Below are 641 nucleotides of genomic sequence, written 5' to 3' on the forward strand. Positions count from 1 at the left end.
ACCTAATACAGGTCAAGTTATACCTATATTTTAATCTATTGCAAGAGAAAATGACCTTCTAAAGGTCTTTTTATACGTCTAAAGGTGATAATGTCTTATGAGTAAGGGTGTTCACTCAGGTGATTCGCTGCTGTCCTCATTTATGATTTCATATAAATCACCAACATTGATTCTAAGATACGTGCATAAAGACTCGATGACATCTAGGTCAACTCGGGTGGCTTCTTCATGATACATGCGAGTAATGGTGCCACGATTGATGCCAGTATCCCTTGCGACATCGGCAATTTTAAGGCGTCTTTCGCCCATGATGGTCGATAAGTGACACTTCACCATAGTGGTTTCCTCATTAACGATTAGTGGTTTTTGATTGGTGAGCGGATTATAACGAATATGAGCGGCTAACGTATTCCTTTTAGTAGCTCAAATTGATATTCAATGGCGGCAATTTACCTAGTAGTAGGCAGTTTGTTATGCTGTCTTTAATACAGAACGTCTATCATGATGGATATACGCTAGTTAGAAAAGGCGATGCTATTTTTACTATGAAGTATTGCTATTAGTAGTAATGTGACGTACATTTTTAGTTATACTTATATACTTATATACTTATATACTTATATACTTATATACTTATATAC

General features: G+C 35.9%; 1 protein-coding gene. It reads right to left on the reverse strand.

The annotated features are described in order from the left end of the window. Positions 1-111: 111 nt before the first annotated feature. Complete coding sequence (locus JMX48_RS14015; protein WP_025652654.1) at positions 112-336, reverse strand: helix-turn-helix domain-containing protein; 225 nt, start codon at positions 334-336, stop codon at positions 112-114. Positions 337-641 lie beyond the last annotated feature (305 nt).

Origin of the sequence: Psychrobacter immobilis, assembly GCF_904846225.1 — a bacterium.
Taxonomy (GTDB): Bacteria; Pseudomonadota; Gammaproteobacteria; order Pseudomonadales; family Moraxellaceae; genus Psychrobacter; species Psychrobacter immobilis_F.

What these genes read in the sequence shown, in the direction of transcription:
- JMX48_RS14015 (WP_025652654.1), bottom strand. Translation starts at nt 336, where the DNA reads ATGGTGAAGTGTCACTTATCGACCATCATGGGCGAAAGACGCCTTAAA.